Raw genomic sequence first — 3,316 nt, 5'->3', positions numbered from 1 at the left:
TAAGTATAAAGCTACTTAGGCGTTGTATGGTTAAGCCTCACGGGCAATTAGTACAGGTTAGCTTAACGCCTTGCAACGCTTCCACATCCTGCCTATCAACGTTGTAGTCTACAACAACCCTTCAGAGAGGTTAAACCTCAGGGATGACTCATCTCGGGGCTCGCTTCCCGCTTAGATGCTTTCAGCGGTTATCGATTCCGAACTTGGCTACCGGGCAATGCCTTTGGCAAAACAACCCGAACACCAGCGGTTCGTCCACTCCGGTCCTCTCGTACTAGGAGCAGCTCCCCTCAATCATCCAACGCCCACACCAGATAGGGACCGAACTGTCTCACGACGTTCTAAACCCAGCTCGCGTACCACTTTAAATGGCGAACAGCCATACCCTTGGGACCGACTTCAGCCCCAGGATGTGATGAGCCGACATCGAGGTGCCAAACACCGCCGTCGATATGAACTCTTGGGCGGTATCAGCCTGTTATCCCCGGAGTACCTTTTATCCGTTGAGCGATGGCCCTTCCATACAGAACCACCGGATCACTATGACCTACTTTCGTACCTGCTCGACGTGTCTGTCTCGCAGTTAAGCTAGCTTATGCCATTGCACTAACCTCACGATGTCCGACCGTGATTAGCTAACCTTCGTGCTCCTCCGTTACTATTTGGGAGGAGACCGCCCCAGTCAAACTACCCACCAGACACTGTCCACAATCCCGATAAGGGACCTATGTTAGAACATCAAACATACAAGGGTGGTATTTCAAGGACGGCTCCATGCAAACTAGCGTTCACACTTCAAAGCCTCCCACCTATCCTACACATGTAGGTTCAATGTTCAGTGCCAAGCTGTAGTAAAGGTTCACGGGGTCTTTCCGTCTAGGTGCGGGTACACAGCATCTTCACTGCGATTTCAATTTCACTGAGTCTCGGGTGGAGACAGCGTGGCCATGGTTACACCATTCGTGCAGGTCGGAACTTACCCGACAAGGAATTTCGCTACCTTAGGACCGTTATAGTTACGGCCGCCGTTTACCGGGGCTTCGATCAAGAGCTTCGCCTAAGCTAACCCCATCAATTAACCTTCCGGCACCGGGCAGGTGTCACACCGTATACGTCATCTTACGATTTAGCACAGTGCTGTGTTTTTAATAAACAGTCCCAGCCACCTGGTCACTGCGACCCCCATCTGCTTACAGCGTAAAGCCTTCACAAACAGGGGCGTACCTTCTCCCGAAGTTACGGTACTATTTTGCCGAGTTCCTTCACCCGAGTTCTCTCAAGCGCCTTAGTATTCTCTACCTGACCACCTGTGTCGGTTTGGGGTACGGTTCACATAATCATAAGTTTAGAAGCTTTTCCTGGAAGCAGGGCATCAACAACTTCACCACCTTAGTGGCTCGTCTCGTGTCTCAACTTTAAGAACCCGGATTTACCTAAGTTCTCGGTCTACGCACTTTCACTTGGATAACCAACACCAAGCTTGCTTAGCCTTCTCCGTCCCTCCATCACTGATTATATAAGTACGGAAATATTAATCCGTTTCCCATCGACTACGCATTTCTGCCTCGCCTTAGGGGCCGACTTACCCTGCCCTGATTAGCATGGGACAGGAAACCTTGGTCTTCCGGCGTGGGGGTTTTTCACCCCCATTATCGTTACTCATGTCAGCATTCGCACTTGTGATATGTCCAGCAAACTTCACAGTTCACCTTCAGCCACTTACACAACGCTCCCCTACCCAGCATAGTAAACTATGCTGCCGCAGCTTCGGTATATTGCTTAGCCCCGTTACATCTTCCGCGCAGGCCGACTCGACTAGTGAGCTATTACGCTTTCTTTAAAGGGTGGCTGCTTCTAAGCCAACCTCCTAGCTGTCTTAGCCTTCCCACATCGTTTCCCACTTAGCAATATTTTGGGACCTTAGCTGGCGGTCTGGGTTGTTTCCCTCTTCACGACGGACGTTAGCACCCGCCGTGTGTCTCCCGGATAGTTCTCATGGGTATTCGGAGTTTGCAAAGGGTTGGTAAGTCGGGATGACCCCCTAGCCTTAACAGTGCTCTACCCCCCATGGAATTCGTCCGAGGCTCTACCTAAATAGATTTCGGGGAGAACCAGCTATCTCCCGGTTTGATTGGCCTTTCACCCCCAGCCACAAGTCATCTCCACCTTTTTCAACAGGTGTGAGTTCGGTCCTCCAGTTGATGTTACTCAACCTTCAACCTGCCCATGGCTAGATCACCGGGTTTCGGGTCTATACCTAGCAACTAAACGCGCAGTTAACACTCGCTTTCGCTACGGCTCCGCTATTCGCTTAACCTTGCTACTAAATATAAGTCGCTGACCCATTATACAAAAGGTACGCAGTCACCCCATAAATGAGGCTCCCACTGCTTGTACGTATACGGTTTCAGGTTCTATTTCACTCCCCTCACAGGGGTTCTTTTCGCCTTTCCCTCACGGTACTGGTTCACTATCGGTCAGTAAGGAGTATTTAGCCTTGGAGGATGGTCCCCCCATCTTCAGTCAAGATAACACGTGTCCCGACCTACTTAATATGTGCCTATTGCAACTTCGTGTACGGGACTATCACCCTGTACCGTTAAACTTTCCAGAATATTCCACTATTGCAATAAACATCGGCTGCTCCCCTTTCGCTCGCCGCTACTAAGGGAATCTCGGTTGATTTCTTTTCCTCCGGGTACTTAGATGTTTCAGTTCCCCGGGTTTGCCTCATTAACCTATGTATTCAGTTAATGATACCCGCAAGCGGGTGGGTTTCCCCATTCGGACATCGATGACTCAAATGCGTTTTGTCAGCTCGTCACCGCTTTTCGCAGACTTACACGTCCTTCATCGCCTCTTACTGCCAAGGCATCCACCGTATACGCTTAGTCACTTAACCATACAACCCTAAATAGCTTCCGCTTGATTACTCAAACGTCGTTGTATCTACTTACCACATGAAAGATAAGCTTCTACAACCATTACATTGTTATCCAAAGCGTGCGACACGCCAAAAGGATGGACTTCAATGCGCCTAACCTTCGCCTTTTTATCCGAAGTCAGGTGAGATGTTATCTCTGTTGTATGCATGACTGTCTAATCAATTTACTTTGCAGCTTACGCTGCGCCGTTTGTCAGATAGAGTAGCGTGAAAGAACATCATTTCGATATTCTCAGTTACTCAATTTGATTGATTACTAATATCAGCTTTCCAAATTGTTAAAGAACAGGTTTAGAGTAAAAAACCCTAATCAATAAGCACTGTAACAGTAGTTATTCATTAGGATTCGAATCCAATGTTGACCAACTTTCG

The 3,316-nt window shown here is 48.8% G+C and carries 1 rRNA gene; it reads right to left on the bottom strand.

The features are described 5' to 3' along the window. Positions 1-26 precede the first annotated feature (26 nt). A 23S ribosomal RNA gene (locus tag KO501_RS04640) occupies positions 27-2,902 on the bottom strand. Positions 2,903-3,316 lie beyond the last annotated feature (414 nt).

Origin of the sequence: Alteromonas sp. C1M14 (assembly GCF_018860965.1) — a bacterium.
Classification (GTDB): Bacteria; Pseudomonadota; Gammaproteobacteria; order Enterobacterales; family Alteromonadaceae; genus Alteromonas.
Note: the sequence above shows the minus strand (reverse complement) of the source record. Positions and strands in the feature narration are given on the sequence as shown.